At 72.9% G+C, this 23,539-nt stretch carries 17 protein-coding genes; 10 read left to right on the top strand and 7 right to left on the bottom strand.

Translation table 11 applies throughout. The annotated features are described in order from the left end of the window. Nucleotides 1-12: 12 nt before the first annotated feature. Together ACN9MS_RS14255 and ACN9MS_RS14250 are read right to left on the bottom strand one after the other, a co-directional pair. Complete coding sequence (locus ACN9MS_RS14255; protein WP_426309176.1) at nucleotides 13-756, bottom strand: response regulator; 744 nt, start codon at nucleotides 754-756, stop codon at nucleotides 13-15. Then, complete coding sequence (locus ACN9MS_RS14250) at nucleotides 753-1,976, bottom strand: sensor histidine kinase (protein WP_426309175.1); 1,224 nt, start codon at nucleotides 1,974-1,976, stop codon at nucleotides 753-755. The genes ACN9MS_RS14255 and ACN9MS_RS14250 overlap by 4 nt, the downstream gene beginning before the upstream one ends. A 196-nt stretch (nucleotides 1,977-2,172) precedes the next feature. Between ACN9MS_RS14250 and ACN9MS_RS14245 the strand changes: the two genes are divergently transcribed. Further along, on the top strand, nucleotides 2,173-2,754 hold the full coding sequence (locus ACN9MS_RS14245; protein ID WP_426309174.1) for a M15 family metallopeptidase: 582 nt from the start codon (nucleotides 2,173-2,175) through the stop codon (nucleotides 2,752-2,754). 18 nt (nucleotides 2,755-2,772) lie between these two features. Here ACN9MS_RS14245 and ACN9MS_RS14240 read toward each other — a convergent pair whose 3' ends face one another. Then, nucleotides 2,773-3,726: an alpha/beta fold hydrolase gene (locus tag ACN9MS_RS14240; protein WP_426309173.1), complete on the bottom strand. Its 954-nt coding sequence runs from the start codon at nucleotides 3,724-3,726 to the stop codon at nucleotides 2,773-2,775. A 113-nt stretch (nucleotides 3,727-3,839) separates the two neighbouring features. Here ACN9MS_RS14240 and ACN9MS_RS14235 point away from each other — a divergent pair, with 113 nt between their 5' ends. Together ACN9MS_RS14235 and ligA are read left to right on the top strand one after the other, a co-directional pair. Beyond that, nucleotides 3,840-4,877 carry a helix-turn-helix transcriptional regulator gene (locus ACN9MS_RS14235; protein ID WP_426309172.1) on the top strand — a complete coding sequence of 346 codons (1,038 nt, stop codon included), beginning with the start codon at nucleotides 3,840-3,842 and terminating at the stop codon, nucleotides 4,875-4,877. 7 nt (nucleotides 4,878-4,884) lie between these two features. Further along, entirely contained in the window at nucleotides 4,885-7,302 is a 2,418-nt protein-coding gene (gene ligA, locus ACN9MS_RS14230; protein ID WP_426309171.1) for an NAD-dependent DNA ligase LigA, read from the top strand. A gap of 58 nt (nucleotides 7,303-7,360) precedes the next feature. On the opposite strand, the gene ACN9MS_RS14225 is transcribed toward ligA, so the two are convergent. The 4 genes from ACN9MS_RS14225 to ACN9MS_RS14210 form a co-directional block, all read right to left on the bottom strand. After that, a complete protein-coding gene (locus ACN9MS_RS14225) occupies nucleotides 7,361-7,819 on the bottom strand; it encodes an NUDIX hydrolase (RefSeq protein WP_426309170.1) in 459 nt (152 codons plus the stop codon). Next, nucleotides 7,816-8,730: a dihydrodipicolinate synthase family protein gene (locus ACN9MS_RS14220; RefSeq protein ID WP_426309169.1), complete on the bottom strand. Its 915-nt coding sequence runs from the start codon at nucleotides 8,728-8,730 to the stop codon at nucleotides 7,816-7,818. The genes ACN9MS_RS14225 and ACN9MS_RS14220 overlap by 4 nt, the downstream gene beginning before the upstream one ends. A gap of 40 nt (nucleotides 8,731-8,770) precedes the next feature. Continuing rightward, nucleotides 8,771-9,436: a ThuA domain-containing protein gene (locus ACN9MS_RS14215; RefSeq protein ID WP_426309168.1), complete on the bottom strand. Its 666-nt coding sequence runs from the start codon at nucleotides 9,434-9,436 to the stop codon at nucleotides 8,771-8,773. A gap of 70 nt (nucleotides 9,437-9,506) precedes the next feature. Then, nucleotides 9,507-10,688 (bottom strand): ROK family protein, encoded by a 1,182-nt coding sequence (locus ACN9MS_RS14210; RefSeq protein ID WP_426309167.1) that lies wholly within the window; start codon nucleotides 10,686-10,688, stop codon nucleotides 9,507-9,509. Nucleotides 10,689-11,097: 409 nt separating this feature from the next. Here ACN9MS_RS14210 and ACN9MS_RS14205 point away from each other — a divergent pair, with 409 nt between their 5' ends. The 7 genes from ACN9MS_RS14205 (at nucleotide 11,098) to ACN9MS_RS14175 (ending at nucleotide 23,379) form a co-directional block, all read left to right on the top strand. After that, nucleotides 11,098-12,618: a sugar ABC transporter ATP-binding protein gene (locus ACN9MS_RS14205; protein WP_426309166.1), complete on the top strand. Its 1,521-nt coding sequence runs from the start codon at nucleotides 11,098-11,100 to the stop codon at nucleotides 12,616-12,618. A gap of 23 nt (nucleotides 12,619-12,641) precedes the next feature. Then, nucleotides 12,642-13,655 carry an ABC transporter permease gene (locus tag ACN9MS_RS14200; RefSeq protein ID WP_426311901.1) on the top strand — a complete coding sequence of 338 codons (1,014 nt, stop codon included), beginning with the start codon at nucleotides 12,642-12,644 and terminating at the stop codon, nucleotides 13,653-13,655. Between the two features lie 100 nt (nucleotides 13,656-13,755). Beyond that, nucleotides 13,756-14,823, top strand: coding sequence for a substrate-binding domain-containing protein (locus ACN9MS_RS14195; protein WP_378234596.1), 1,068 nt, complete (start codon nucleotides 13,756-13,758; stop codon nucleotides 14,821-14,823). Nucleotides 14,824-14,933: 110 nt separating this feature from the next. Then, complete coding sequence (locus ACN9MS_RS14190) at nucleotides 14,934-16,106, top strand: Gfo/Idh/MocA family protein (RefSeq protein WP_426309165.1); 1,173 nt, start codon at nucleotides 14,934-14,936, stop codon at nucleotides 16,104-16,106. A gap of 223 nt (nucleotides 16,107-16,329) precedes the next feature. Beyond that, nucleotides 16,330-21,357, top strand: coding sequence for a ThuA domain-containing protein (locus tag ACN9MS_RS14185; protein ID WP_426309164.1), 5,028 nt, complete (start codon nucleotides 16,330-16,332; stop codon nucleotides 21,355-21,357). Between the two features lie 256 nt (nucleotides 21,358-21,613). Beyond that, nucleotides 21,614-22,336, top strand: coding sequence for a hypothetical protein (locus ACN9MS_RS14180; RefSeq protein WP_426309163.1), 723 nt, complete (start codon nucleotides 21,614-21,616; stop codon nucleotides 22,334-22,336). 41 nt (nucleotides 22,337-22,377) lie between these two features. Continuing rightward, complete coding sequence (locus ACN9MS_RS14175; protein WP_053369958.1) at nucleotides 22,378-23,379, top strand: sugar phosphate isomerase/epimerase family protein; 1,002 nt, start codon at nucleotides 22,378-22,380, stop codon at nucleotides 23,377-23,379. Nucleotides 23,380-23,539 lie beyond the last annotated feature (160 nt).

The raw sequence follows: 23,539 nt of genomic DNA, 5'->3' as shown, positions 1-23,539 counted from the left end.
GGGGGCGCCGCGTCAGTCGTGCGCCCCCGGGCGGACCAGGCCCGCCTCGTAGGCGAGGATGACGAGCTGCACGCGGTTGGTCAGCCCGACCTTGGTGAGCAGCGAGCGCACGTGGCTCTTCACGGTCGCCTCGGTGAGGTGCAGCTCCGCGCCGACCTCGCGGTTCGACAGCCCGCGCGCGACGGCGAGCAGCACCTCGCGCTCGCGGGGCGTCGCGGCGTCCAGCCCGGTCGCGGGCGCGCCGGTCCCGGCGGCGTCGGGCGCGAGCGGCGCGATCCGCGCGAGCTCGACGTACGTCGAGATGATGCGTCCGGTGACGGCCGGGTCGAGCAGCGAGTCGCCCGCGCGGACGCGGTGCACGGCGTCGACGAGCGTCTGCGGGTCCGCGTCCTTGAGGAGGAACCCGGCCGCCCCGGCGCGCAGCGCGCCGTACACGTACTCGTCGTCGTCGAAGGTCGTCAGGACGAGCGTGCGCACGTCGGCGAGCTCGGGGTCGGCGACGATCCGTGCGGTCGCCTCGATGCCGTCGAGGCGCGGCATGCGCACGTCCATGAGCACGACGTCGGGACGCAGCGCCCGCGCCATCGTCACCGCGGTCTCGCCGTCCCCGGCCTCGCCGACCACCGTGACGTCGGGCTCGTTGTCGAGGATCATGCGCAGGCCGAGCCGGATCGTCGACTGGTCGTCCACGACGACGACCCGGACCGGGGGGAGCGCGGCGCCGTTCGCGTCGGCGCCCGGTGCCGGGGCGGTCACGCGGCCTCCCGGGGGATGCACGCCTCGACGGTCCAGCCGCCGCGTCCGTCCGGCCCGGCGGACAGCTCGCCCCCGGCGGCGAGCGCGCGCTCGCGCATCGAGGTCAGCCCGTGGCCCTGGCGCCCCTCGGTGCTCGGCAGGGGAGGGCCCGGGTCGTGGACGCGCAGGCAGAGGCCGGGGGCGTCGTCGGTCAGGGTCACGGTGACGCCGCGGGCGAGCGAGTGGAGCAGCACGTTGGTCAGGGCCTCCTGGGCGATGCGGACGACGGCGAGGCCGGTCTCGGCGCTCGTCGTCGGCCAGGGGCGGGGGAGCGTGAGGTCGACGTCGCGGCCGGCGTCGCGCAGGCGGCGCGCGGCGGCGCGGAGCTCGTCGGGGGCGCGGGTGCCGTCCGGCGTCGGCGCGAGGGCCGCAGTCCCGCCGTCCGCCTCGGTGCCGCGGCGCAGCACCTGCACGACCGAGCGCATCGCGGTCAGCGCCTGCTTGCCCTCGTCGCTGATCCAGCGGACGGCCTCGGCGGGGGCGTCGGGCTGGTTCGCCGCGACGCGGTCCGCGGCCTGCGCCCGCACGACGATCGCGGACATGTGGTGCGCGACGACGTCGTGCAGCTCGCGCGCGATGCGCGTGCGCTCGGCGAGCACCGCGCGCTCGGCCAGCTCGGCCTGCAGCGCCTGCAGCTCGGCGTTGCGCTCGCGCAAGCGCTCGGACGTCAGCGCGAGGCGACGGAAGAAGTACCCTGCCGCGACCGCGCCCAGGACGAGCGCGAGGGCGAGGAGCACGTCCGACGGCGACTGGGCGAGCCCGGTCCATCGTGGGTAGAAGGGAGCCGGGGGGAACGTCAGGTGCGGGCGCTCCCAGAGCTGCGTCGCGAAGGCCGAGAGACCGCCCGCGAGGCCGGCGAGCGCCCACGGGACGGCGCCCGAGCGGGTCGCGGCGAACCCGGCGACCAGGAGCGGGAGGAGCTCGAACGGCGTCTGCATGGTCCACGGCAGGGCGAGGGGGTAGAGCATCGCCGTCGCCCAGAAGAGCGGTCCCGGCACGACCCGGCGCAGGGCGAGGGTCAGGACGATCCACAGCCCCGCCACGCGGTACGACTCGGGGTGGCGGGGGTACCAGTAGTCGCCGCTCTCCATCACCGTGATGACCGCGAACCACACGAGGCCCGCGGCGAGCGCGGTCATGAGGTCCTGCGCCCACACGGGCAGACGGGTGAGCCGGTGCACCCGACCACGGTAGCCGGGGCCCGGTCCGCGCGGCACCGCCCGGGGTGGGAGGGCCCGCCACGGACCCTCCGCCCTGGGGCGGAACGGCGTCGGGCCGGGGACTGACCCCGCGGCGCGTCCGTGCGCCGGACGGCGGGGCCGAGGAGTCGCCGTCGGGCCGATGCGACGACGGGTCGCGGCGGGCGAGCCTCGGAGCATGACCACGACACCCCTGCGCCCCGCCCGCCCTGCCCGCCACGTCCCGGGTCGTCCCGGTCCCCGCCGCACCGCCCGCGCCGTGGCCGGCGTCCTCGTCGTCGGGGCGCTCGGAGCGGTGGGGGCGTTCACCTACCTCTCCGTGACGACGCGCGGCGACGGCGCCGTCGCCGACCCGTCGCCCACGCTGCGCCCGCAGACCGCGACCGGGCTCGACCCGGAGCTCGAGCGCCGCTTCGACGCGGCACGCGCCGCCGCGGACGCCGACGGCGTCGAGCTCACCCTCACGTCGGGGTGGCGCACCGCGGCCGAGCAGCAGGAGCTCGTGGACGCGGCGCTGGAGCGTTACGGCTCGGCCGAAGAGGCGCACCGGTGGGTCCTGCCGCCCGAGTCGTCCGAGCACGTCGCGGGGCTCGCGATCGACGTGGGGCCGACGGAGGGCGCGCTGTGGCTCGAGCAGCACGGCGCGGAGCTCGGGCTGTGCCGCACCTACGCGAACGAGCTGTGGCACTTCGAGGCCGTGACCGAGCCCGGCGGCACGTGCCCGCCGATGCACGACGACGCGTCCCACGGCTGGGGGTGACCGCCCGTCGGCCGGGTGTCACGACCCTTCCGCGACCTCCTGCCGATGGAGCCATCCGAGGATCAGGCGGGTGGTCTCCTCCGGGAGCTCCTGCTGGACCCAGTGGCCGCAGTCCAGCTCCACGACCTCGACGCGCGGGACGAACGCCGCGAGGTTCGGCGCCCGCATGACCGTGTCCCGCGCGCCGTAGACCATCAGCGCGCGCTGGCGGACGACCGGGTCGACCTCCTTCATCAGCTCCCAGTTGCGGTCGACGTTGCGGTACCAGTTCACGCTCGGGGTGAAGCCCGACGCCTCGAACGCGTCGACGAACACCTCCAGCTCGGCGTCGGTCATCACCGGCTCGCCGCGCGGAGCCTCGGCGCGTGCGAGCTCGAGGAGCCACATACCCGCCGCTTGCTCGGCCGCGGGCTCGTCCGTGCGGTACAGGTTGCGCAGGAACCGGCGAGCGTTCGCGTCGAAGACGGCGTCCGCCACGCCGGGCCGGCGGTTGAAGTGGACGAAGTACGAGTCGCTGCCGACCACCGCCTCGATGAACGCGAGAGGCGGGACGTCGCCGGGCTCCAGGTACGGCACGCTGAGCGCGACCACCTCGTGCACGCGGGTCGGATGCAGCACCGCGGCGCTCCACACCACGTTCGCGCCCCAGTCGTGGCCCACGAACGTGGCGTCCTCGTACCCGTAGTGGTCCAGGAGCCCGACGAGGTCGCCGGTCAGGTGCACGACGTCGTAGTCCGAGACCTCGGCGGGGCGGGACGACCTGCCGAAGCCGCGCTGGTTGGGGGCGATGACGTGGTGTCCGGCGGCGGCGAGCGCAGCCATCTGGTGGCGCCACGAGAAGGCCAGCTCCGGCCAGCCGTGGCAGAGGACGACGGGCCTGCCGGCGTTCTCCTGCCCCGCCTCGAAGACCTCGAGCTCGATGCCGTTGACGGCGACCATGGTCGGTTCAGGGAAGTCGATGGCGTGTGACACGGGTGTCGGTCCTTCCGGTGACGTGCCGATGCGCGCGGTGCGGCGATCGATCGGTGCGACCGTAGAGACCATCGCGGACAGGAGCTGTCCGCGGTGCGCGGGAGGCTGGGAACATGTCGACGGATCCCACCGGCCGCGCGCTCTCGCTCCTCTCGCTGCTCCAGACCCACCGGTTCTGGCCCTGTGCGGAGCTCGCCCGGAGGCTCGACGTGACCGAGCGGACGGTGCGCCGCGACGTGGACCGTCTCCGGGGGCTCGGGTATCCCGTCGGCGCCACCTCGGGCAGGTACGGGGGCTATCGGCTCGAGTCGGGAGCGCACCTGCCGCCGCTCGTGGTCGACGACGACGAGGCCGTCGCGCTCGCGGTGGGGCTCGGGTGCGCGGCGGTCGCCGCCGTCGACGGCATGGAGGAGACGTCGCTGCGTGCGCTCGCCAAGGTCGAGAGCCTGCTGCCGCACCGGCTGCGCCGGCGGGTGGCGGCGCTGCACTCCAGCGTCCGGTCCGTGCCGTCGCCGACCGACCAGGACCTGGTCGACCCGGGGTCGCTCAGCGTGCTCGCGGCCGCGTGCCGCGACCACGAGCTCGTTCGCTTCGCCTACCGTGCCGGCGACGGCACGCCCACCCGACGCCTGGTCGAGCCGCACCGGCTCGTCACCGCCGACCGACGCTGGTACCTCGTCGCGTGGGACCGGGACCGCGACGACTGGCGCACCTTCCGGCTCGACCGGCTCGCGCGTCCGCAACCGACCGGGGGCCGCTTCACGGCCCGGGAGATCCCTCGCGGTGGTGCGGCCGCGTTCGTCGCCCACGCCCTCGGCGCGACCCCTCGAGAGCGGGTCGCCACCCTCGTCCTGGACGCCGGGGCCGACGACCTCGCTGAGGTGCTGCGGTGGGTGGACCACGACGTGGTCGACGCCGCGTCGGGGACCGTGGTGGTCCGGGTCCGTGGCGAGGACGTCGGGCGGCTGGCCATGACGGTCGCGCGGTTGGCCCTCAGCGTCCCCGTGCGCGTGGTCGAGCCCGACGACCTCGCGGAGGCCGTCGACCGCCTCGCCGCCCACCTCGCAACCGGCGTCGGCCCTGAGCGCGACGACCTCGCGATGGCTCCGCCCGACGGAGAGGGCGGCGGATGTCGGCGGTCCGCGCGATGATGTGCGGGTGAGCGAGAGCACCCCCGCGACTTCCGCCCCGACCACCCCGACCGTGACGGACGAGGAGGTCCCCACGGCCACGTCCGCCGCCGAGCTCGACGAGGCCGCCGCGCAGCGGCGGTGGTCCGAGCTCGTGGCCCAGGTCGAGGCCGACCAGCGCGCGTACTACGAGGAGGACCAGCCCGTCTCCTCGGACGCCGAGTACGACGCCCGGATGCACGAGCTCCAGGCGCTCGAGGCCGCGCACCCCGCGCTCCAGTCGCCCGAGTCGCCGACGCAGCGGGTCGGGGGCCGGGCCGCGGCGGGCTTCGCGACGGTCCAGCACCTCGAGCCGATGCTGTCGCTCGACAACGCGTTCAGCGAGGAGGACCTCGCGGCGTGGGCGGCGCGCGTGCACCGCGACCTCGGCGTGGCCGCCGACGCCGAGGTGGACTACCTGTGTGAGGTGAAGATCGACGGCCTCGCCATCGCGCTGCTCTACGAGAAGGGCCGGCTCGTCCGGGCGGCCACGCGCGGGGACGGGCGCACGGGCGAGGACGTGTCCGCCAACGTGCGGACGATCGAGAGCATCCCGCAGCGCCTCGGCGGCGACCCGGCGACCCACCCCGACGTCATCGAGATCCGCGGTGAGGTGTTCATGGGCGTCGCCGACTTCGCGGCGCTCAACGAGAAGCTCGTCGCCGCGGGCCAGGCGCCGTACGCCAACCCGCGCAACACCGCGGCCGGGTCGCTGCGGCAGAAGGACCCGGCCGTCACCGCGAGCCGCAACCTGCGCATGTACGCGCACGGCGTCGGCGCGCTCCAGTGGGAGGCGGGCGAGCACGCCGAGCTCGCGCGGCAGTCCGACGCGTACGCGCTGTTCGAGCAGTGGGGCGTGCCCGTCTCGCCGCACAACCGGGTGGTGCGCGGCCTCGACGAGGTCATGGACCGCATCGCCTACTTCGGCGAGCACCGCCACGACATCGAGCACGAGCTCGACGGGATCGTCGTCAAGGTCGACGAGCTCGCCCTCCAGCGCCGGCTCGGCGCCACGAGCCGCGCGCCCCGGTGGGCCATCGCGTACAAGTACCCGCCCGAGGAGGTCAACACGCGCCTGCTCGCGATCCAGGTCGGCGTCGGGCGCACGGGCCGCGCGACCCCGTACGCCGTCATGGAGCCCGTCAAGGTCGCGGGCAGCACGGTGCGCCAGGCGACCCTGCACAACCAGGACGTGGTCCGTGCCAAGGGCGTGCGCATCGGCGACATGGTCGTGCTGCGCAAGGCCGGCGACGTCATCCCCGAGATCCTCGGGCCCGTCGCGGCGCTCGCGGACGACGGGTACCCGCGCGAGGACTTCGTCATGCCCGCGGACTGCCCGGAGTGCGGCACGCCGCTGCGGCCGATGAAGGAGGGGGACGTCGACCTGCGGTGCCCCAACGCCGAGTCGTGCCCGGCGCAGGTGCGCGGCCGTGTCGAGCACGTCGGCTCGCGCGGGGGCCTGGACGTCGAGGTGCTGGGCGAGGTGACGGCCGCGGCCCTCACGCAGCCGCTCGAGCCCGCCGAGCCGCCGCTGCGGACCGAGGCGGGGCTGTTCGACCTGAGCGTGGACCAGCTCGTGCCGATCCGTGTCGTCGTGCGCGACTCCGAGACGGGCCTGCCGCGCGAGTACGACGGCACGGGCGAGCCCGCCGAGATCACGATGCCCGACGGCTCGACCGCGACCGTCAAGTCCGTCTGGCCGTTCCGCAAGAAGCGGAAGCTCTCCAAGGCCGCGGAGCGCGAGGCCGTCGAGGCGGGTGAGCCGCTCTTCGAGGCGTCGACGAACGCGACGAAGCTCGTGGAGGAGCTCGAGCTCGCCAAGACCAAGGACCTCTGGCGCATCCTCGTGAGCCTCAACATCCGCCACGTCGGACCGGTCGCGGCGCGCGCCCTGGCGGACTGGTTCGGCTCGCTCGACGCGATCCGCGCGGCGTCGCGCGACGAGCTCGCGGCGGTCGAGGGCGTGGGCCCGGTGATCGCGGACCAGGTCGTCGAGTGGTTCACGGTCGGCTGGCACGTCGAGATCGTCGACCGCTGGCGTGCCGCGGGCGTCCGGTTCGACATCCCGGGCCACCCGGGACCCTGTGCGCGCCAGGAACCGACGGGCCCGCTCGCGGGCCTGACCGTCGTCGTCACGGGCTCGCTCGAGGGCTTCAGCCGGGACGGCGCCAAGGAGGCCGTGATCGCCGCGGGCGGCAAGGCGTCGGGGTCGGTCTCGAAGAAGACCGACTTCGTGGTCGTCGGCGCGAACGCGGGGTCGAAGGAGACGAAGGCGCGCGACCTCGGTCTGCCGATCCTCGACGAGGAAGGCTTCGTCGCGCTGCTCGCCGGCGGCCCGGACGCCGTGGCCGACCGCGTGCGCACCGGCGACGCCGCCGACGAGGAGGATCCGGGCGCGGACGGCTGATCCGGCCGCACGCCGCGCCACGCTGCCCCGGGCAGACTGACGTGCCGAGCGAGATCCTCTACCCGACGAGCGGCCACCAGTGGCGCTCGACGAGATCACCCGGTGCTGCCAGGGGTACCCAGGCGCCCGGGACCCGCACGTCGCCGGCACCGGTGCGGAAGACGACGAAGTGCGCGTGCGGGCTCGGCCAGGGGTATCCCGGGCCCGGGCGCACCGTGTTGCGGACGTAGCCGACGACCGTGAGGTCGCGGGCCGTGCCGAGCACGTCACCGGCCAACCGTCGCGCGGCGCCCCACCCCGACTCGCCGGGCGCGACCGGCGTGGTCGGGAGGTCCAGCTTCCCGGTGCCGTACCGGGGGACGCAGAGCACGGCGTCGTCGCGCTCGACGAGGAGCCGGACGAGGCTCGCCGGCTCGGGGCAGCTCCCGCCCACGGTCCGGACGACGTCGGCGCGCCCGCCGGGCGGCAGCCACGGCGCGTCCGCGACGGTCCTGACGATCTGCTCGGACGCCGTCATCCGTCGGTCGGGCGTCCCGGCCGCCGGGCCACGACCTCGCGCAGCCGCGCGACGCCGTCGGGCGGGACGGGGAGCGACGGGCCGCGCGGAGGAGCGGTCGGCACGCCGAGCAGGGTCGCGAGCGCGTGGAGCCCGCTCACCGGGCGCAGACCGGCCAGGACCTCTGCGAGGTCGCGCAGCCAGGCGACACGCTGCGCGTCGGGCAGCGCGCCCGTGGCCCGGGCCCGCCGGAGCGCCACGTACTCCGCGGGGACGAGTGCGGCGAGTCCGGTGTGCCAGGCGTCGGCCGCTTCCGCCCCGCCGACGATCGCCGCGTCGCCGCTCAGCCCGACGCTCACGCCGAGGCCCTCGGTCGCCGCCCGGAGCGTCGCGACCCGGCCGGAGGGTCGCGCGGGCGTGGACGCCGGGTCCTTGACCCCCGAGACGGTCGTGGTGCGCGCGAGCCGGGCGAGCGCGTCGGGCGCGAGGTCGTACGCGGTCTGCACGCTCCGGTTGTAGTAGCAGACCGGCAGGTCGACGGCGGCGGCCACTGCCTCGAAGACCGCGACCACCTCGTCCTCGTCGAGGGGGAGGTAGGAGAACGGCGCGAGGACGAGCCCGTCGGCGCCCGCGTCGCGCGCCGAGCGCGCACGCGCCACCACCTCATGCGTCGACGTGCCGCTCACCGCGACGTGCACGGCGGCGCGCGGCGATCCCGCGACGGATCCCGCCGCGACCGCCGCGCGCACGACGGCGTCACGCTCCTCCGGCGCGAACGTCACCCCGGCACCCGACGACGCGAGCACGACGACGCCGTCGACCCCCGTCCGTGCCGCGCCGTCCACGAGGGCGGTGAGCGCGTCGAGGTCGGGTGCGTCGGCGGGGGTGAGCGGAGTGATCGGGTAGGCGAGGAGGCCGCGGAACGAGGTCACGCGCCGAGTGTAGGGAACGCTGCGGGCGGCAGGCTGGGCGTCAGCGGCTCGCCCAGAGGATGCCGCGCTCGACGATCGTGCGGACGGGCGGGACCTCGAGGTCGGCGAGCTGGTGGCCCGCTGCGCACACGAAGATGCGGCCCGCGCCCCACCGGCGCGTCCACACGGCGGGGGAGACGACGGGCTCGTGCCAGGGGTCGCCGTCGCGCGGGACGATCGTCGTCGTCGCGAGGACCTCGTTGTACGAGTCGGCGAGCACCCAGTACTGCTCGGAGTGCAGCGCGATCGAGCTGATGCCGGCGACGATGGGGTGGTCCGCGTGCTCGGGGACGATCTCGATCGTGTGGTCGATGAGGTCGTGCGCGTGGGCCGCGAACTGCCCGCCCACCATCTGGAGGTAGTCGGTCGCGAGCCGGAACGAGTCCACGATCCCTCCGTGCCAGCCGGCGAACCCGGTGCCGTTCGCGATCGCGGTGCGCAGCCCGCGCATCTCGTCGGGCAGGATCTCGCCCATCGTCCAGCACTGCACGACGAGGTCCAGGCTCGCCATGAACTCCTCGTCGGCGTACGACTCCAACGATCCCTCGAGCGTCACGTCGTAGCCGGACGCCTCCAGGAACGGGACGAACAGCTCCGCCGCCTCCTCGGGTGCGTGCCCGGGCCAACCGCCCCGGACCACGAGCGCTCGACGGTCCCGCTCGGTCATGACTCCTCCTCGTGCCTCGTCACACTCGTCACGCCCGCGTGTCGCGGGCAGCGGCCCCCGGCGACCGCGCTCAGGCGATGAGCGCGTCGATCGCTGCGGGCGAGAGTACGTGATCCACGGCCATGGCGCTCGCACCGAGCACGCCGGCCTGGCCGCGGGCCTGCGAGGTCACGATGCGCAGGTGCTGCGTCGCGAGGGGGAGGGACCGCTGGTACACGATCTCGCGGATGCCCGCGATGAGGTGCTCGCCCGCCTCGGCGACGATGCCGCCGATGACGATGAGCGAGGGGTTGAGCAGGCTCACGCAGGCAGCGAGCACGGAGCCGATGTCGCGCCCGGCCTGGCGCACGGCCTGGCTCGCGGCGAGGTCGCCGCCGCGCACGAGCGCGACGACGTCGGAGCTGTTCGTGGCGTCGAGGCCCGCGGCCGCGAGAGCCGCGGCGACCGCCTGGCCGCTCGCGACGGCCTCGAGGCACCCGACGTTCCCGCAGCGGCACGGGACGTCGGCGGCGCTCGGGACGGCGACGTGGCCGATGTCGCCGGCGGCGCCCTGGGCGCCTCGCCGCAGCTCGCCGTCGGCGATGATGCCGGAGCCGATGCCGGTGGCCACCTTGACGAACAGCATGTCCGTGACGGCGGGCCAGGCGGTCCGGTGCTCGCCGAGCGCCATGATGTTCACGTCGTTGTCCACCAGGACGGACGCGTTGAACCGCTTCTGCAGGATCCCGGGGACGTCGACGTCGTCCCACGCGGGCATGATCGGCGGGTTGATGGGGCGGCCGGACGAGTGCTCGACGGGTCCGGGCAGGCCGACGCCGACGCTCACGAGGTCGTCGAGGCTGCGCCCCGTCGTCGCGACGAGCTTCTCGCCCGTGTCCGCGACCCACGACAGCACGACCTCCGGGCCGTCCGCGATCGCGAGCGCCGCGTCGGTCTCCGCGATCACGTTGGACGCGAGGTCGGTCACCGCGAGGCGTGCGTGCGTCGCGCCGAGGTCGACGGCGAGCACGATGCGCGCCTCAGGGCTGAAGGCGAAGGTCACGGGCGGTCGACCGCCCGTCGAGCTCGCCTCTCCCGCGGGGGCGATGAGGCCCGCCGACATGAGGAGGTCGATCCGGGCGGCGATGGTCGAGCGCGCCTGTCCCGTGATCGCTGCGAGGTCCGCGCGCGTGCGCGGCTGACCGTCCCGGAGCAGCTGGAACATGTCGCCGGCGCCGGTCGGGCGCGGCGCGAACTTCAGCAGTTCCTCCATGGGCACAGTGAATCACGGGGCCTCTCGTCGGTCGTCCGTACGTGCCGGACGAGTCATCGGCTTTTGCTTGACGATCGCCAAAAGGTACCCTACTGTCCCCTCCCAAGGCGACATAGACGTCGTCGGAAGGTGTGGAGGTCCGAGGAAGGGCCTCTCGTCCGGGCGGACACCGCCCCTCATCTCTCGTGCAGACCCGACCACAGGCCGACTTTCCGCCCGTCGTGGCTCGTCACGCGCCGTCGCGACGCAACTCCCGGTACATGCTCCGCCCGCCCCCGCGGACAGTGGGGGAGCGTTCCCATCGGGGCGTCCAGGGCTGCTCACTTTTGCTGGTAACGAAGTTGTAACAGCAGCAAAAGACCGAGACCTTATGATTGACCGTCGTCAAAAGGTCCGCTAGGTTCACCGCATGGTCACCGCAGACCCTCCCCAGCCGCTCCTGCAGATGCAGGGCATCGTCAAGGTCTTCCCCGGGGCTCGAGCGCTCGACGGCGTCGATCTCGAGATCCTCCCGGGCGAGGTCCACTGCCTCCTCGGGCAGAACGGCGCAGGCAAGTCCACCCTCATCAAGGTGCTCGCCGGTGCCCACCAGCCCACCGAGGGTCAGATCCTCCTCGACGGCGAGCCCATCACCATCTCCGACCCCGTCGCCGCGCTGCGGCACGGCGTCGCGACCATGTACCAGGAGCTCGACGTCGTCGACGGCCTGACCGTCGCGGAGAACGTGTACCTCGGCCATGAGCTCTCGACCCTCGGGTTCTCCCAGCGGCGCGAGGCCGTGCGCAAGACGCGCGAGCTGCTCAAGCGGCTCGGGCACTCGGAGATCTCGCCGACCAAGGAGGTCGAGCACCTCTCGGCCGCGGGCAAGCAGATCGTCTCCATGGCGCGGGCGCTGTCCCACGACGCGCGCGTCATCATCATGGACGAGCCGTCCGCCGTGCTCGACTCCGAGGAGGTGAGCAACCTCTTCCGCGTGGTCAAGGAGCTCACCAAGGCCGGGGTCGCGGTGGTCTACATCTCGCACCGGCTCGAGGAGATCCGCGAGATCGGCGACCGCATCACCGTCCTCAAGGACGGCCGGACCGTCGCGCAGAACCTCCCCGTCTCCGAGACGCCGACGGCGAAGCTCATCACTCTCATGACCGGACGATCCGTCGAGTACCTCTTCCCCGACTCCCCGGAGATCGATGACGACACGCCCCTCGTGCTCGACGTCGCGGGCCTGGCCCTGCGGGGCGTGTTCGAGGACGTGTCGCTCCGGGTCCGCGCCGGGGAGATCGTCGGCCTGGCGGGCCTCGTCGGCGCGGGCCGCTCCGAGATCATCGAGACGATCTACGGCGCGCGACGGGCGACCGCGGGCACGGTCACGGTGGACTCGAAGCGACTTCGCGCGGGCTCGGTGGCCGCTGCCGTGGACGCCGGGATCGGACTGGCGCCCGAGGAGCGCAAGAGCCAGGGCCTGCTCCTCGACGAACCCGTCTACCGCAACATCACGCTCTCGACGTTCGCCCGCTTCGCGCGCTTCAGCCTCCTCGACGAGCGTGCCGAGCGCAAGGCGGCCAAGGAGCAGGCCGACTCGCTCGAGCTGCGGCCCGCCGGCGTCGACCGCGCGATCCGCACCCTCTCGGGCGGCAACCAGCAGAAGGCGATGCTCGCCCGCTGGCTCGTCCACGGCTGCCGTGTCCTGCTCCTCGACGAGCCCACGCGCGGCGTCGACGTCGGGGCGCGCGCCGAGATCTACGCCCTCATCCGCAGGCTCGCCGACGAGGGTGCCGCCGTCGTCGTCGTGTCCAGCGAGATCCCCGAAGTCCTCGGCCTCGCCGACCGCGTCCTCGTCGTCTCCGAGGGTCGCGTCGTGCACGAGGGGCCCTCGAGCTCCATCGACGAGCACCAGGTGCTCGACATGGTCATGGAAGGAAGTGTCGCGTGAGCGAGCAGCAGGTGTCGGCCCCGATGCCGACGGGAAAGCCGGACGCCGACGAGTCGGCCCGGGTCGAGAAGGCCGCGAGCGAGCGCCGCACGGGCGGGTTCCTGTCCGGGGCGGCGGGCCGGAACATCGGCCTCGTCGTCGCGCTGCTGCTCCTGTGCGTCGTGGGTTTCGCGACGGGCGGCGAGCGGTTCCTGAGCGTCAGCAACCTCATGACGATCCTCAGCCTGGGGTCGGTCCTCGGCGTCGTGGCCATCGGGATGACGTTCGTCATCACGACGGGCGGGATCGACCTGTCGGTCGGCTCCGTGCTCGGGCTCGCCTCCGTCTGGGCGACGACGCTCGCGACCCAGTCGTACGGATGGGTCGTCATGGTCATCTGCGCGCTCGCGGTCGGCATCGGCGCCGGGCTCCTCAACGGCCTGATCATCGCCTACGGCAGGGTCGTGGCGTTCATCGCGACGCTCGCGATGCTCGTCGCCGCACGCGGCCTCGCCGAGCTCATCGCGCAGAAGCGCACGCAGATCGTCGACGTCGCGGCGTTCAACGACATCTTCCGGGGCAACCTCCTCGGCGTCCCGAAGATCGTGTGGATCTTCGCGGTCGTCGCCGTGCTCGGCTGGTTCCTGTTCAACCGCACGACGTTCGGCCGCCGGACGATCGCGGTCGGCGGCAACCCCGAGGCCGCACGCCTCGCGGGCATCAAGGTCAAGCGCCACCTCATGTACGTCTATGCGCTCTCGGGGCTCACCGCGGGCATCGCCGGCGTCATGATCCTCGCCCGTACGAGCGCGGGCTCCTCGACCAACGGCCTGCTCCTCGAGCTCGACGCGATCGCCGCGGTGGTCGTCGGCGGCACGCTCCTCGTGGGTGGCCGCGGCACGATCGTCGGCACGGTCCTGGGCGTCCTCATCTTCACCACGCTCACGAACGTGTTCATCATCAACAACGTCGACAGCTCGGTCCAGCAGATCGCCAAGGGCGCGATCATCGTCGGCGCGGTCCTGCTCCAGCAGCGCCTCTCCCGACGGACCACCTAGCCACCCACTCGTGGCACGACCTCGTCGTGCCTCACCAGCACTGACAGCACCCCACAGTTCCGCAGAGTTCCTCCAGCAGGACAGCATCGAAGGAGATCCCATGTCCGCACGTACCACCCTCCGCCGTCGCATCACGCTCGCGACGGTCTCCGCCGCCTCGATCGCGCTGGTCGCCGCGGCCTGCACGTCGAACACCCCGACCACCGAGGAGACCGGTGACGGGGGCGGTGGCGGCAGCGCGAACGAGGCCGTCTCCGACAACGACGCCCCCGGCGACCCGATCGTCATCGGCTTCTCGGCCCCCGCCGCCGACCACGGCTGGATGGGCGCCATCACGACCGCCGCCGAGGCCGAGGCCGCCGAGTACGAGGACGTCGAGCTCCGCGTCGCCGACGGCACGAACGACGTCAACGTCCAGATCAGCCAGATCGAGGGCTTCATCAACGACGGCGTCGACGCGATCGTGCTCCTGCCGTTCGACGGCGCCGCGCTCACGGAGGTCGCGACCAAGGCGATGGAGGCGGGGATCCCCGTCATCAACGTCGACCGCGAGTTCTCCAGCCCGTTCGCGGCGCGCGCCACGATCCTCGGCGACAACTACGGCATGGGCGTGAGCGCCGGCCAGTACATCTGCGAGCAGCTCGGGGACAACCCCGACGCCGTCGTCGCCGAGATCGCGGGCATCGACTCGCTGCCGCTGACGCAGGACCGCAGCCAGGGCTTCGCCGACGCGCTGGGCGACTGCGGCCTGGACGTCGACAACCGCGTCGCCGCGGACTTCACCGTCCAGGGCGGCGAGGCCGCGACCGCCAACCTGCTCCAGGCCGCGCCGCAGATCGACGCCATCTGGAACCACGACGACGACCAGGGCGTCGGCGTGCTCTCCGCCATCGAGAACGCTGGTCGTGACGAGTTCTTCATGGTCGGCGGCGCGGGCTCCCAGCAGGTCATGGAGCACATCAAGGCCGAGGACTCGGTCCTCCAGGCGACCGTCGTCTACCCCTCGACCCAGGCCGCGGACGGCATCAAGCTCGCCCGCCTCGTCGCGCACGACAAGAGCATGAGCGACCTCGCGTCGTCCGGCGTGCCGCGCACGACCCAGCTCTTCGCGCCGGTCGTCACCAAGGACAACGTCGACCAGTACCTGCCCACCGCGTTCCAGTCCTGACGGACCGGTCCCGCACCTCGCAGGAAGCACGCGGACCACGCCCACGGTCCGCCCGGGTGACCCCCGGCCGGACCGTGGGCGTGCGCCGTGAGAAGCACGGAAGGAACGTCATGGCAGGAAACGACGGCGCTCAGCTCGGCGTCGGCATGGTCGGGTACTCGTTCATGGGGGCAGCGCACTCGCAGGCATGGCGGACCGCCCCCCGGTTCTTCGACCTCCCCCTCGTCCCGCGCATGCGGGTGCTCGGCGGCCGCAACCCGGAGGCGCTGGCCGCCGCGGCGGAGCGGCTCGGCTGGGAGTCCACCGAGACGAGCTGGCAGGCGCTCGTCGCGCGGGACGACGTCGACCTCGTCGACGTGTGCACGCCCGGCGACACGCACGCGGAGATCGCGATCGCTGCGCTCGAGGCCGGCAAGCACGTGCTGTGCGAGAAGCCGCTGGCCAACACGGTGGCCGAGGCCGAGAAGATGGTCGCGGTCGCCGAGGCCGCGGCCGCACGCGGTCAGGTCGCGATGGTGGGCTTCACCTACCGCCGCGTGCCGGCCATCCAGCTCGCGCGCCAGCTCGTCGCCGACGGACGCATCGGGACCGTGCGCCACGTCCGCGCGCAGTACCTCCAGGACTGGATCGCGGACGAGAACGCGCCGCTGTCGTGGCGGCTCGACAAGTCGAAGGCCGGCAGCGGGGCCCTCGGCGACATCGGCGCCCACGTCATCGACCTCGCGCAGTTCATCACGGGCGAGCGCATCACGGATGTCTCGGGACTCCTCGAGACCTTCGTGAAGGAGCGCCCGGTCGCTACGGAGTTCGCCGGGCTGTCCGGCCAGGGCGGCACCGAGCGCGGCCCCGTCACGGTGGACGACGCGGCGGTCTTCCTCGCCCGGCTGTCCGGCGGGGGCATCGGGACGTTCGAGGCGACGCGCTTCGCCTACGGTCGCAAGAACGCGATCCGCCTCGAGATCAACGGCTCGAAGGGCTCCGTCGCGTTCGACTTCGAGGACATGAACGTCCTGCACTTCTTCGACGCCGCGGACGACGCGGCCGTCGCCGGCTTCCGTCGCATCGTCGTGACGGAGCCGGAGCACGCCTACGTCGCGCACTGGTGGCCCGCGGGCCACGGGCTCGGGTACGAGCACGCGTTCACGCACCAGGCGGTCGACCTCGTCGAGGGGATCGCTGCCGGCACGCACCCGGCACCGACCTTCGCGGACGGCCTCGTGGTGCAGCGCGTGCTCGACGCCGTCGAGCGGAGCGCGGCGTCGGGAGGCTGGGTCCAGCCCTAGGGCACGGACCGGTCCTCCGGACAGGATTCCGGTCGTCGGCCGCGCGCAGGCGCACGGCCGACGACCGGGACGACGAGAGGAGGTAGGACCGCCGCACGCGCGGCGAGAAGGTGCCCGGCGGAGCACCGACGTCTTTCCGCCGACGAGCCCGGGACGGACGGCAGGCCGATGGCGCCGACCCGGCGGAGCGCAGCACAGTTCCCCATCTCGACGAGGAGACCTTGTGAGAAACGTGCTAGGAGGATCGCTCGCCGTCAGGCGCACGGTCGCGGCATTCGCCGCGGCAGCGGTCGCTCTCCCCCTGACCGTCGCGACGGCGGTGTCGGCCACGGCCGCACCGGCCCCAGCGAGCGTCCAGGCGGGCCAGGCCACGGCGCCCCTCGCGGCCGCCGCGGACACCGTCCCGTTCGACGTGCTCGTCTTCAGCAAGACCGGTGGCTTCCGCCACGGGTCGATCCCCGCGGGCATCGCGGCGATCCAGCAGCTCGGTGCCGAGAACAACTTCGAGGTCACCGCGACCGAGGACGCGGGAGCGTTCACGGACGACAACCTCGCGCAGTACGACGCCGTCGTGTGGCTGTCCACGACCGGCGACGTCCTCAACGACGACCAGCAGGCCGCGTTCGAGCGCTACATCCAGAACGGGGGCGGGTACGCGGGCATCCACGCGGCGTCCGACACCGAGTACGACTGGCCCTGGTACGGCGGGCTGGTCGGCGCGTACTTCAGCGCCCACCCCCAGAACCAGGACGCGACCATCAAGGTCGAGGACCACGCCCACGAGTCGACGGCGCACCTGCCCTCGCGCTGGGACCGCTACGACGAGTGGTACAACTTCCGCACCAACCCGCGCGACACCGTGCACGTGCTCGCGAGCCTCGACGAGACGTCGTACTCGGCGGGCTCCGGCGCGATGGGCGCCGACCACCCGACGGCCTGGTGCCAGGTCTACGACGGCGGTCGGTCCTGGTACACCGGCGGTGGCCACACCGACGAGTCGTACCAGGAGCCGGAGTTCCTCCAGCACCTGCTCGGCGGCATCCAGACCGCTGCCGGCGTCGTGCCGTCCGACTGCAACGCCACGCAGTCCGACAGCTACGAGCTCGTGCCGCTGGACGAGAACACCGCGAACCCGATGATGCTCGACGTCGCCCCGGACGGGACGGTCTTCTACGTCGAGCGCGACGGGCGCGTGCGCGTGATCGACCCCGCGACGAACCAGACCACGACGGCGGCGACCCTCTCGGTCACGCAGGCCAACGAGGACGGGCTCACGGGCGTCGTGCTCGACCCGGACTTCGCCACGAACGGCTGGGTCTACCTCTTCTGGTCGCCGCAGGACGTCGGTGCTGACGGCCCGCACAACCGGGTGTCCCGGTTCGACTACGACGCGGCGACGAAGACGGTGTCGCTCGCCTCGGAGAAGGCGGTCCTCAAGATCCCGACGCAGCGCGAGACGTGCTGCCACGCGGGCGGCGACATGGTCTTCGACGCGGACGGCAACCTGTTCGTCGTCACCGGCGACAACACGAACCCGTTCGAGTCGGGCGGCTTCACGCCGATCGACGAGCGCGCCGGGCGCCAGAACTTCGACGCGCAGCGCACGTCGGCCAACACGAACGACCTGCGCGGCAAGGTCCTGCGGATCCACCCGGAGGACGACGGCACGTACACGATCCCCGCGGGCAACATGTTCGCGTCGGGCACCGCGCAGACGAAGCCCGAGATCTTCGCGATGGGCTTCCGCAACCCGTTCCGGATCGGCGTCGACCCGACGACCGGCAACGCGCTCGTCGCGGACTACGGTCCCGACTCCGGTGCGGCCGACCCGGCGCGCGGGCCGCGCGGCGCGGTCGAGTGGAACGTGGTGAGCGACCCGGGCTTCTACGGCTGGCCGTACTGCACGGGGTCGAACAACAACTACGTCGACTACAACTTCGCGACCGGCCAGTCCGGCGCGGCGTTCGACTGCGCCGCGGGCGTCGTCAACAACTCGCCGAACAACACGGGCCTGCAGCAGCTGCCCCCGGCGATCGAGGCGGAGGTCTGGTACACCGGCGGCGGGAACCCCGAGTTCCCGGAGATCGGTGGCGGCGGCGCGCCCATGGGCGGCCCGGTCTACCAGTACGACGCCGAGCTCGACTCGGACGTCAAGTGGCCGGAGTACTGGGACGGCAAGGCCCTGTTCGGCGAGTGGAACCAGGGCAGGATGTACTCGTTCCAGCTCGACGGCGAGAAGCGCGACGACCTCGTCGACATCAACCGCGTCCTGCCGAAGATCTTCGACCCCTCGGCCGGCTTCGACCGGCCGATGGACTTCGACTTCGGTCCCGACGGCGCGCTGTACGTCGTCGACTGGGGCTCGGGCTTCGGCGGCAACAACGACTCGAGCGGCGTCTACAAGGTCAACTACGTCCAGGGCGACCCCGCCCCGATCGCCCGCGCGAGCGCGGACGTGACGAGCGGTGCCGCGCCGCTGACGGTGCAGTTCTCCTCCGAGGGCACGCGCCACCCGGCGGGCGACCCGATCACGCTGCAGTGGACCTTCGGTGACGGCTCCGCGCCGTCGACCGAGGCCAACCCCGTGCACACGTACACGGAGAACGGCAGCTACACCGCCCAGCTCGTCGCGACCGACGAGTCCGGCGCCGTGGGCGTGGCGAACGTGTCGGTCGTCGTGGGCAACCAGGCCCCGACCGTCTCGATCACGTTCCCGGAGAACGGTGGCTTCTTCGAGTGGGGCGACCAGGTGAAGTACGAGATCGCCGTGGACGACCCGGACGGCGAGGTCACGTGCGACAACGTCACGCTGTTCACGTCGCTCGGCCACGACTCGCACGCCCACCCCATGGAGGAGCTCTCCGGCTGCTCGGGCACGCTCCAGACGGCGCGTGACGAGGGGCACGGCATCGAGTCGAACATCTTCTGGGTGGTCGAGGCGATGTACACCGACGACGGTGGCGAGGTCGGCGTGCCGCTCCCGGCGAACGACCTGCAGATCCTGCAGCCGAAGCTGCTCCAGTCGGAGTTCTTCACCTCGACGGGCCGGCTCCCCGGCTCCACGAGCACCGGCGACCCCGGCGTCCAGACCGAGACCACGGGAGACTCCGCGGGCGGCGGCCTGAACATCGGCTTCATCGAGCCGGACGACTGGTGGGCGCACGAGCCGGTGTCGCTCGCGAACGTCGACTCCATCACCCTGCGCGCGGCCTCGCCGGGCGGCGGCGGTCCGATCTCGCTGCGGTGGGACGACCCCGAGGGCCCGGAGATCGGCAGCGTCAGCGTCCCGGCCACGGGCGACTGGCAGGTCTACACCGACGTCACCGCCGAGCTGCACGACGTCCCGTCGGGCAGCGGCACGCTGTACTTCGTCCAGACCGCCGGCCAGTCGAACGTCAACTGGATGGTCGTCAACGGGCGCGGCGTGACGGACAACGTCCGGCCGACGATCGACACGTTCGACGTCACCCCGACGACGGGCACCGCCCCGCTGACGGTGACGGCGACGGCGACCGCCTCCGACCCCGAGGACGACGCGATCACGTTCGCGTGGGACGCGGGGCTGGGCGACGGGTTCGTCGACGGCACGGACTCGTTCGAGGTCACGTACGACCAGCCGGGCACGTACCGGCTCCAGGTGCGGGCCACGGACGCGCGCGGCGCGTACTCGGTGGAGTACACGACCGTGACGGTGAAGGAGACCCAGACGGGACCGGGGATGTGCTTCTCGGGCCGCTCGGACGACTTCCTCGGCACGGACCTCGACGAGGACCGCTGGACCGTGGCCAACCGCGACCAGAACCTCGCAGTGCGCGACGGTCACCTCGTCATCCCGACGACGGCGACCGACTTCTACGGCACCGACAACACCACGGTGCCGAACCTGGTGCTCCAGGACCTTCCGGACGGGCCGTTCACGGCCACGGCCAAGCTCACGCTGCCGGCGCGCCAGCAGTACCAGCAGGCCGGCCTGCTGATCTGGGAGGACCAGGACAACTACGCGAAGATGGTGCTGCAGGGACGCTCCAACCCCGCAGACCCGGCGACGCGCATCTTCCAGTTCATCCGTGAGGAGAACGCTCAGCCCAACGAGGTCGGCGCCTCCAACACCGCCGCCCTCGGCGCGGCCTACCCGGACACGGTCTACGTCCGGTTCGTCAGCAACGGCGAGAACCTCCAGGCGGCGTACTCGGCCGACGGCGTCGACTTCACGACGATGTCGGAGACCAAGTCGATCGCGAACCTGGAGAACGCGAAGATCGGCCTCGTGTCGCTCAAGGGGAACGGCACCGCCGCGCCCGTGGTCGACGCGGAGTTCGACTGGTTCTCCATCACGCCCGACGACACGGCGTCCGCCCCCGGGCCGGACGACGAGTTCGACGGCAGCGCCCTCGACGCGTGCCGCTGGTCGATCGTCCGCGAGGACCCGACCGGCTACCGCGTGGCGGACGGCTCCCTGCAGATCGACACGACCCCGACCGACATCTACGGGACGGGCAACACGGACGTGCCGAACATCCTGCTCCAGGAGCAGCCGGGCGACGAGTGGACGGTCGAGACCAAGGTCGACGGCTCCGCGTTCGACCGCCAGTACCAGCAGGGTGGTCTGATCGTGTACGGCGACGACGACAACTACGTCAAGCTCGACTACGTGGTCGACAACCAGGCGGGTCAGGCCAAGAACGCCCGGATCGAGCTGCGCAGCGAGGTCGGCGGGGTCGTCCAGAACCCGCAGCCGCAGACGGCGAGCCTGGCCGAGACGGTCTGGCACCTGCGCCTGACGCGCTCCGGTGACACGTTCACCGGCGCGTACAGCGCCGACGGCGAGACGTGGACCACGTTCGACCAGAGCGTGACCAACGCCGCCGCGGCGGACGCACAGGTCGGGCTCTTCGCGCTCGGTGCGTCGGCTGCCACGGGCGCGCCCGCGTCGTTCGACTACTTCCGGGTGGTCGGCGACGAGGCCGAGCCGATCGCGGTGACCATCACCGCGGAGACGCGCTGCATGGCCGGCAAGGTGTTCGTCGCGGTCCGTGCGGCGAACGACGACGCCGTCCCGCTCGCGATCACTCTCGAGACCCCGTACGGGTCGAAGGAGTTCGCGGACGTGGCGCCCGGGGCGAACGCCTACCAGTCGTTCGCGTCGCGTGCCGCAGGGGTGGACGCGGGCACCGTGACGGTGACCGCGACCGACGCCGAGGGGAGGACGTTCTCCGGGACGGCGGACTACGCCGCCCGGGCCTGCTCCTGACAGGTTCCGGCGGGCCGGTGCCCTGAGCACCGGCCCGCCGGGCACCGCGCTCGGCGTGCGGGCGCTCGGCGGACGGGCGGCCCATCGGCCGGGCCGACCGTACGCTGCCCGCACGACGAGCACGACGGGGACCTCCGGGTCTCCGGCCCCGGCGCCCGGGAACGGGCGCTCCGGCCCGGCGCCGGGGCACCCCGGGGACCGACGACCGCCGTCGGCCCCGGAGCCACCACACGGACCACGACGAGGTGATGACCCGATGTCCCGTACGTCTGCGCAGCCCAGCGGCACCACCAGCTCCAGCACCCGATCCCGGGTCGGGGCGCGCGCACTTCTCTCAGCGGCGCTCGGCGTGCTGCTCGGCGGCGTCGTCGCGCTGCTGGGCGTCGCGGCCCCGGCGGCCGCGCACGGCGGCGACGTCGTGATCTCCCTCGGCACCGACGGGGAGGGCGGCATCTCCGCCAACCTGACCTGGAAGCTCGACGGCCACCCGGTCGAGGAGGCGGCCGACGTCTCCGTGACGGCGGAGTCCGCGGACGGCGAGACCGTCGGCCCCCTCACGCTCTCGTCGGCGTCGGAGGGCGTCGGCTGGTACACGTCCGAGCCCGGCGTCCTCGCCGAGGGCAACTGGACCCTCACCGCCACGATCACGCACCCGTCCGAGGCGACCGCGTCCGCGCAGGTCGACGTCGTGCCCCTGCCCGAGCCGGCCCCGGACGCGGACGACGAGGCCGCGGCCGGTGCCGAGGACGGTGCGGCCGGCACGGAGGCCGAGGACGACGCCGCCGCGGCGGACGGGACCGGTACCGCGGCCGAGGAGTCGACCGGCGGCGGCGCCGGCGTGTGGATCGCGGTCGCCGTGGTCGCCGCGCTCCTCCTCGTCGGCGGTTACGTCGTCGTCCGCCGCCGCTCGCGCGCTGCCGCCGCCGACGAGTCGTCGGACGGCAAGCCCCGCTCCCTGACCAGCACGTCCGCCCGGTGACCCCGGGCGCGATACCGAGAACGACCGAAGGAGACACGACCATGGCACGACCGATCACCCTCTTCACCGGGCAGTGGGCCGACCTGCCGTTCGAGGAGGTGGCGCGGCTCGCGTCCGGCTGGGGCTACGACGGCCTGGAGATCGCCTGCTGGGGAGACCACCTCGACCCGTGGCGCTGGGACGACGACGAGTACGTCCAGGGCAAGCTCGACCTCCTCGCCAAGTACGACCTCAAGGTCTACGCGATCTCGAACCACCTCAAGGGCCAGGCCGTCTGCGACGACCCGATCGACCAGCGCCACCGCGACATCCTCCCGGACGTGGTGTGGGGCGACGGCGACCCCGAGGGCGTGCGCCAGCGTGCCGCCGAGGAGATGAAGCACACCGCGCGGCTCGCCGCGAAGCTGGGCGTGAAGACGGTCGTGGGCTTCACGGGCTCGGCGATCTGGAAGTACGTCGCGATGTTCCCGCCGGTCTCGCAGGAGGCGATCGACGCCGGCTACCAGGACTTCGCCGACCGGTGGAACCCGATCCTCGACGTCTTCGACGAGGTCGGCGTGAAGTTCGCCCACGAGGTGCACCCGAGCGAGATTGCGTACGACTACTGGACGACCGTCCGTACGCTCGAGGCGATCGGGCACCGCGAGGCGTTCGGCCTCAACTGGGACCCGAGCCACATGGTGTGGCAGGACCTCGACCCGGTGAGCTTCCTGTGGGACTTCAAGGACCGCATCTACCACGTGGACTGCAAGGACACGAAGAAGCGGATGCACAACGGCCGCAACGGGCGCATGGGCTCCCACCTGGCCTGGGCGGACCCGCGCCGCGGCTGGGACTTCATCTCCACGGGCCACGGCGACGTGCCGTGGGAGGACGCCTTCCGCATGCTCAACACCATCGGCTACGAGGGGCCCATCTCCGTGGAGTGGGAGGACGCCGGCATGGACCGCCTGGTCGGTGCGCCGGAGGCCCTCGAGTTCGTCAAGAAGTACGCCTTCGACGCCCCGGACGCCGCCTTCGACGCCGCGTTCTCGACCAAGTAGCACGCGCAGTCTCCCCGTCGGCCGGCTCGGCCGGCCGGCGGGTGGGGGAGGACAGTCCGACACGCCACCGCCCCCGGCCCCTCGACGGCCGGGGGCGGTGGCGTGCCCGCCTCCGGCAGGCCGTCCGGGCCGGCGCCGCGCAGCGGGCGTCGTCGCAGGC

The organism is Cellulosimicrobium sp. E-16, assembly GCF_049913115.1.
Classification (GTDB): domain Bacteria; phylum Actinomycetota; class Actinomycetes; order Actinomycetales; family Cellulomonadaceae; genus Cellulosimicrobium.
This window is presented reverse-complemented; position numbering and strand designations above follow the sequence as displayed.

Bases quoted from the DNA above. Each gene is read 5' to 3' on its own strand.
- ACN9MS_RS14195 (WP_378234596.1), top strand. From the start codon at position 13,756: ATGTCCGCACGTACCACCCTCCGCCGTCGCATCACGCTCGCGACGGTC.
- ACN9MS_RS14180 (WP_426309163.1), top strand. From the start codon at position 21,614: ATGTCCCGTACGTCTGCGCAGCCCAGCGGCACCACCAGCTCCAGCACC.
- ACN9MS_RS14210 (WP_426309167.1), bottom strand. From the start codon at position 10,688: ATGGAGGAACTGCTGAAGTTCGCGCCGCGCCCGACCGGCGCCGGCGAC.
- ACN9MS_RS14245 (WP_426309174.1), top strand. From the start codon at position 2,173: ATGACCACGACACCCCTGCGCCCCGCCCGCCCTGCCCGCCACGTCCCG.
- ACN9MS_RS14200 (WP_426311901.1), top strand. From the start codon at position 12,642: ATGCCGACGGGAAAGCCGGACGCCGACGAGTCGGCCCGGGTCGAGAAG.
- ACN9MS_RS14235 (WP_426309172.1), top strand. From the start codon at position 3,840: ATGTCGACGGATCCCACCGGCCGCGCGCTCTCGCTCCTCTCGCTGCTC.
- ACN9MS_RS14190 (WP_426309165.1), top strand. From the start codon at position 14,934: ATGGCAGGAAACGACGGCGCTCAGCTCGGCGTCGGCATGGTCGGGTAC.
- ACN9MS_RS14225 (WP_426309170.1), bottom strand. From the start codon at position 7,819: ATGACGGCGTCCGAGCAGATCGTCAGGACCGTCGCGGACGCGCCGTGG.
- ACN9MS_RS14175 (WP_053369958.1), top strand. From the start codon at position 22,378: ATGGCACGACCGATCACCCTCTTCACCGGGCAGTGGGCCGACCTGCCG.
- ACN9MS_RS14205 (WP_426309166.1), top strand. From the start codon at position 11,098: ATGGTCACCGCAGACCCTCCCCAGCCGCTCCTGCAGATGCAGGGCATC.
- ACN9MS_RS14215 (WP_426309168.1), bottom strand. From the start codon at position 9,436: ATGACCGAGCGGGACCGTCGAGCGCTCGTGGTCCGGGGCGGTTGGCCC.